The sequence below is a fragment of the Nitrospirota bacterium genome (assembly GCA_016178585.1).
Lineage (GTDB): Bacteria > Nitrospirota > Nitrospiria > JACQBW01 > JACQBW01 > JACOTA01.
Genome location: JACOTA010000082.1, coordinates 1 through 6,592, shown reverse-complemented (window position 1 = coordinate 6,592; position 6,592 = coordinate 1). Strand labels below are relative to the sequence as shown.

Sequence of the window (6,592 nt, the reverse complement as noted above, 5' to 3'; positions counted from 1 at the left end):
GGATTTAACCTCAAGGCGAAACTGACCATGAGAAAAGCATACGGTTTTCGGTCGGTAGAAAACCTACAAATCGCCTTATATCATACACTTGGTAATCTGCCAGAACCGGAAACAACCCACAAATTCTGCTGAGGAGCCAACAAAAGATTGAAACAATAACGAAATATAATCCATTATCTAAATAAATTAGAAACTTTCGGTGTACGAAGAGTCACCTTTGTCCTTGAGCCTTTATTACGATCGATGACTGAGCAAGTGGTTACATCTGGATATAAAGGTAACATTTGGGTTAAATTTATTTTCCAAGATCGGGCTCAAGGCCGTGGCCAGGCCATGGGCTTTCTTTATACAGTAATTTCGTCCATGATCCTCTTGCTTCACACCAGAAAAATGAAAAGACCTATTTGATTGGAAAATACCTTACTAAACCGAATGCTAAGAGGTGGTTGGTCCGCGGGGCACAAGTGGCGGAGGAGCATTTTTCAATTCTGACAAATTTTTCATGAATCCTATGGATGCTGTATGTCGGATATGCAATAAATAAGTTCACACCAAAAAATCCTAAAGTCGTTTAGGATTTTTCCCTGAGTTGTTTTAGTTCTGAAATAATATCTTCAATGTCGGAATAATTGGGCCGGAGTCTTCCAAACACATTCTCCGCGATACATTCTCCTAACTTCCGGTACGATTCAAACTGAGCTTCAGAAAAAAACTGATCGGCTGTCGAATCATGGGGAAAGTCTGGATGGGATTTGGCATATTCCAGTACGTCGCTTGAGATGTGAGCGCATCGATCTGCCGGAAGAAGCGTACTTTTGATGTAAAGGAGGGTTCCTTTCTGCGTTTCCCCAAGATGACTGGCCCCTTTTTTTGAATACTCGTTTCCGGAATAAGCTGAATAATCGATTTCTCCTAAAGCAAAATGACCGGACGCATATGTAGTCGTTTCTTTTGAGGGAGCGATCTGTTTTAAATCAATCTTAATTTCAATTCCGAAATCAATCCGCGCCAAACGGATGACTTCCCCTAAGGAAGTAAAATTGTAATTTGGGTCATGCTCCGAATCGACGACAATAATGAATTTACATCGTCGCCGGATTAATTCATAGAGGCCAAGGTTATCAAAATGCCCTCCGTCGGACAAATTGACGAAATTCCGCTCTTCATTAGTCAGAGAAAAGGCCTCGGCCATTAGGAACAGGGGCGAGAACCCCGGCCGTTTCCACCTCTCTTTTCGACTCGGATGTTCATGCCCCTTCATTTTTAGCTTTTTATTCTCATTTTTTACGGCTTTCGGATTTTCAAACCAGTATCCCAGGCGTACGTTAAAGATGGTCATTAAAGCAGCCAGTCCGGCCCCCTGGGTGGCCAATCCCATACCGGACCCTACCGCCGCTCCTGAAATCGCACAGGCCGTACCCAGATACAACGAATCGGGTGTGTCGATATAATTGGTCACCCGGGATCCGGAGGAAGTCGGGGTCAATATAAAGTTATCACAGTTTCTTTGACGCACTTTCAGAGATTTACTTCCAAAGAGATTCACGGCCGAATTAATAATATGAAACGGGGCTCCCTGGGTAATTGATTCTTTTAGACAGGTTAAATGCAGATCATCCGTTTTAATGTTCCAAACGGAATCCGGTGCCAATGTATCCGCGTTACTTGCTCCCAGGAAACAGCGGACTATACGGTCCCTGTAAAAACCATGGAGGGAAAACTCGTTGGGATCGAGCATCCATCCTGACATGACAAATAAAGCTGCCATTCCACCAAAAAGGCCAAGCAAGCCACATCCAGTCCACTGAGCTGTTTTTTCGTAGGATAAAAGACTCCATGCTGTCGTTAAATCAACACCTAAGAGCAATCCGATTAAGAAAAACGGAGGAGCCAGTAAAAACAATACTCTTTTCCACCGGATGGAGTTGAAAGCCCTTACAGAAAACACTTTCGCGAATTTTGCCGCCAATACCGATAAAACTCCCCAAGCGGTTGGTATCAGGATCGTTATTGGAGTAGGCGGTCTACTTTTAAGGGAAATGGCTAAATGAGTGCTCAATAGCGCCAATCCAACCACGACACACCAGACCAGGGCCGAAGCAAGAAGACTGGTGACTAGCCGAGTTGACCATTCCCGTTCTTCCCGGTCCATCTTATTTCTAAAGGTCGCAATCGCTAAACTCATCATAATCGCCGATAGGATTAAGACACCTCCAGTTTGCCAGAAGAGGGGAAAAGCCACGGCCCAATCGATTTTTAAAAAAACTCGACCGTATTAACCCCGATTACCGGAAAAATCTGATGGTTATAATCAGATAACTTTCTCCAGGCAACATATAGGAGAGGAAAAATGAGAAGATACCCTCCGAGGAAAGGAACAAGGTTTCTATAACGCCTCGGTTTCCATCGCCATTCCGCGGAAAATCCCATAACGACGATCACAACGACCGACAACCCAAAAAACCCGCCTGGAATCCATACGGCTAAGCTCTCCCTGGCGGCGATCTTAAAAGATGAGAGGACCAGAAAAAGGCTGACACCAATTGCGAAACAGGAAAACCCAAAAAAAAGGCCCAAATGGGGTGATTGGAGCAACTCGATCATTTCAAGGTGGGCTTTTTTAGCCAATCTGTAGGGAGGCTTCGAGGCCTCCTTCAATGCCTCTTTAACTTTAAATTCGCGGGCTATTCCGTTGACGACAAACCCCAATCCCACGAGGGAAAGGACCGTTCCTAAGACAACAGAGTATTGGATACCCATTGAGGTCAGTGCAAAAAGAGCCACCAGGGCCGAGACCAGAACAACCCAATGTAAACTGATATTACGTGCGTAGGTTCCGATCATCCGCCATGTTTCAGATGCGCCGAGACCAAACCGGGGAGATAAAAAGTTGCTGAATTTCCTAAGATGCGTTAAGAGATCGTCGAGCCTTTCTGGGGGTTCTTTTGTTTTGGAACAGTTCACTGGAAGGACGGCTTTTTGAAATAACGTCTTTCGTAATTTCCATGCGCTATACGCCGATCCGGTATAACCTCCTCCTGACACGGTGGAAAGATAATCAACCTGTTTCATTAGACCAAGCCGTTCCAGCACCTGGAGGACCCCAAAACAAAAGGTCGCACTCCGAATGCCTCCTCCGGAGAGGGCCAGACCGACAAAGGTTTCATCCTGAGGAAGGCCAATTGCTTCTTTGCGCTTCTTTATCAGTTTTTGTTCATCTTCGAAAAGATTTTTAAAAAACTGGCCTTTTTCTTCAGGCAGATGGTCACATAAATTCTCCGTTAAATTGAGATTAAATTCATGAGTTTTGGAATGTTCTTGTTGGCGTTGGAAAATATTTTCATCTGATTCCATGACTCTCCTCGTCAGATTAAAGATGGGGATTCATTTCAATCGGAGTAGGGATTGAACCCAATGCCATATTGGCCCAGCAGGTCATAATGCCGGCCGTGAACGATCCCTTCTCCAAGGGCTATACAAAGTTTCCGTTTCCGAACATCTTCAACCCACCGGGGGTTGGCCGCGTCCGCTCGCCGGTTGGCAATGATTTTCAGACGCTCTACCTCCTGATCGTCGGAAGAAAGTCCGGAATCGATCTTTTTACAGTCAGCTATTATCTGCGCATCCGTGATTTTTCCGATTCCCCCGTTTTGGACGACGATATCGTACATCAGCGCAGCTCCCCTTTCCGACCTGATTCCGTACTTTTTGCAAAGGGACATGCCCCTCCGAAATAACCCCTGTGCGGTGTCGGCCTGAACCTTTTGAAATTCTTCGGTACGACATAGGGATTTAAAGAGCCCTTGCCAGGGTTCATTTATTCCGTTTTGTTTTGGGTTTTTAAGATGAATGACCCACTGCATCTGCTCTTCCTGGGAGGCTTTCAGCCAGGCCAGCCACTCCGGATAATGGTCCTGAAACACGTTTTTCGATACAGCAGGATAGGTTTGGATCATTTCAAGAAGGAGAGGCTGGAGGCTTCTTTGTCCGATGTTCCATTGGCAGACTCCAAGGCTTATCCCCTGACCGTCAAAATCCCCGGTTATTCCCGCAAAGCAGTCGGGCGGAGGGACGTTTGTTTCAAAAGTCCCCGTTAAAACCAGACATCGGTACGATAGCGGCTTTTCCAGCCAAGAGGAATCCGGTGGCTCTTGATCCCCAGCCAGTTCATCCCAGGTCTCATTTCCAACAATTCCATCTACCGTTAATCGCTGTTTTTTCTGATAGGCCTTTACCGCTCGTTCGGTCCCCCCACCGAAGTTACCGTCAATCGGTCCGAGGTAGAGTTGCAATTTCGCTAACGCTTCTTGAAGAGTTTTAACGGCAGGCCCGACGGCCCCTAATCTATACACCATCGGCATCTCCTATTATTTTAAAACCCGGATTTACTGCTCCGGGTCTTTGGAACTATCATATTATTCAGTTGAGGGTCTGTCATACACACCGACGACAATAATTTCATAAGGAAGATTCCATTTAAGGGTTTCTGGTTTGGACTGGGAATGGCTGCTCCGCCATGACACCAGAGCAAGATCAATTCTGGGGATCCCCAACACGTGCAAACGGTCCCCTTTTTTTAAGGCCTTTACCATTTTCTCCGGAGGAGTGTCTTTGAGAAATACCATTCTTTTATTCCGGACCAATAACTCCCCCTCTGTGTCATGAACGGAAGCCATGACCATCCTTCCATCATCGATCACCCGTTGGTCCCCGTTGATTTCCATGATAAACTCCACATAGTTGTACCCACCCATCGAAGTGACGATTGTCGTGGTTTTCCTGCCAGGTTTTATCTGACTTTTAAGATTTTCATATGACGTAAACGCATCGTGTGCGTCTTTGGGATCGTACCCATCGATTGGAATGAGAGAGTCTAAAGTAGAAATATTGTCCACCTGGACGACGGGATGGATTTCAAAGACATGGTCCGGGTTTGTCGTGGTGAATGGCGCAAGTGTTTGCCCTTGAATCTGAGAGCTACTTCCCCCATGCTCACACCAGAGTCGCCATGCCCCTCTTATTTTTGCTGTTTGATCGGTTCCCTCGATTTCGTGAATGCGGTCGACCGCGTCTTTCTGGGAAGCAGCGTTCATGATTTCGCTTACAGTGGCCAGTTCCACTTCGGGTGCCCGTCCCGCTATATGAATATCTCCGTCCTTGGATCCAGGATTGGGTCTTTTATGGGCTTTATCGACGGTATAGGTGACATCGATTGTGGCCCGGTCTTTATATTTTTCAATAAAGGAATTATTTAAGGTGATTTCAATTTCGGCCAGTGCCGCGTGTGAAAAAAGCGTTAAACCAAAAGCCACTTGAAAAAATACCTGGAAGATTAATTTTGTCATTCCCCGGGGATGGATCGGGTTGCTTTTTTTAGACTTCGACGAATTCATATTTCTCCTTTGGGTTGGTTAAGGTTTAATATTTTTAAAGACCGGGTCAATGGCGAGGCTCTTGGCAAAGTATAAATGGAGTCCTACAATTCCTTCTCTAAGGCTAATCTCCAAAACGTTTCGTGATTTTCCTTCAATCCAAACGATACGCCAGTTTTAATAAATACTTCTTTATAAAGAGGAAAACGGACTTGAGGAATAATAGCCCCCGCTCTCATATCGAAATTATATTTTAATTCTGTTCCCCCCCAGAGGTTTTGAGACAAACTATAATTTAATCCCATAGAAGGGGTCAAGGAGCTTTGATGAGTATTTAACGAAACTTCATCGGTCAAATTAAATGTCCAGTAAAACGTGTCCAGATATCTCGAAATGATCAATCTTGGTTCAAGAAAGAATTCATTTTCTCCGATTTCATTCTTCTCGGCGTTAAGTTCCAAAGCGACCGCAAAATCAAATGGGAAGAGGTTGGTACCGGTTAAGCCATAACGTGTTCCTACCCTCCCCGAATCCAGTTCCTGCCTCTGACCTAATTCCCCTGCAGCGGTTATTCGAGCATCCACGATCCAATGTTGACTCAGTCCGTATTCTCCAATCAGGTGATTTCGCATCCGGTACTGGGGTTCCCTTGTTTTAAGTGCAATTTACGACGGTAGCGAATTTCAATGTTTTCAATAGGTTCAGATTGACTAATTCAAGATAATTCAGTAAATACAACGAGTTGCTGTTCACCACGGATTTCGGTATCATTTTTGACTTACTTGGGAGAGGAAAACAATAGAATTCTAACATTTCGTGTTCCTGGGCCTATGCGGGAAACATTTCAGTTTCCAATCGAACGGTTTAAGACTAGTTTTTGCCGTGTTCAACCACTTGGCGTTGAAATCGGAGCGCTTTTAAGAGATTGTCGACGCCGTTGATCGCCTTTCCAATAGCTGACGGGGAAAAATAACAGAAAGCCATTGATTTATTTGATAATTCTCGAATATCGCCATCCGAACATTTTGAAAACATTGAAATTCGCTACCGTCGTAAATTGCACGTAAAACAAGGGGACCCCTTCACTGAGGGCTGCCCATTCCCGGAAACTTTCTTTCTTGGACCAGCTTATTTTGACTTGCCCCGTTTCATCTGGAGTCACTCGAATATCAAAAAGGCCGCCTGCGCGACTATTTCGCTGAAGTATCCTTCCAATTCTT

Annotated in this window: 5 protein-coding genes and 1 pseudogene; 1 reads left to right on the top strand and 5 read right to left on the bottom strand. The window is 45.1% G+C overall.

Annotated elements, in window-relative coordinates; all coding sequences use genetic code 11:
• The coding region (locus HYR79_12360; GenBank protein ID MBI1822491.1) for an ISL3 family transposase at window positions 1-132 on the top strand (132 nt) is incomplete at its 5' end.
• Window positions 133-571: 439 nt separating this feature from the next.
• Here the strand turns inward: HYR79_12360 and HYR79_12355 are convergent.
• The 5 genes and pseudogenes from HYR79_12355 to HYR79_12335 all read right to left on the bottom strand — a co-directional run bounded on the left by HYR79_12355 (window position 572) and on the right by HYR79_12335 (window position 6,004).
• Entirely contained in the window at window positions 572-2,188 is a 1,617-nt protein-coding gene (locus tag HYR79_12355) for a hypothetical protein (protein ID MBI1822490.1), read from the bottom strand.
• Window positions 2,189-3,006: 818 nt separating this feature from the next.
• Window positions 3,007-3,156 (bottom strand): annotated as a pseudogene (locus HYR79_12350) (patatin-like phospholipase family protein).
• Window positions 3,157-3,389: 233 nt separating this feature from the next.
• On the bottom strand, window positions 3,390-4,355 hold the full coding sequence (locus HYR79_12345) for a peptidoglycan-binding protein (protein ID MBI1822489.1): 966 nt from the start codon (window positions 4,353-4,355) through the stop codon (window positions 3,390-3,392).
• A 60-nt stretch (window positions 4,356-4,415) separates the two neighbouring features.
• The gene (locus tag HYR79_12340) at window positions 4,416-5,393 is read right to left on the bottom strand and encodes a hypothetical protein (GenBank protein ID MBI1822488.1); all 978 of its coding nucleotides are present in this window, start codon (window positions 5,391-5,393) and stop codon (window positions 4,416-4,418) included.
• A gap of 83 nt (window positions 5,394-5,476) precedes the next feature.
• Window positions 5,477-6,004, bottom strand: a complete 528-nt coding sequence (locus HYR79_12335) for a hypothetical protein (protein MBI1822487.1) — start codon at window positions 6,002-6,004, stop codon at window positions 5,477-5,479.
• Window positions 6,005-6,592: the final 588 nt, after the last annotated feature.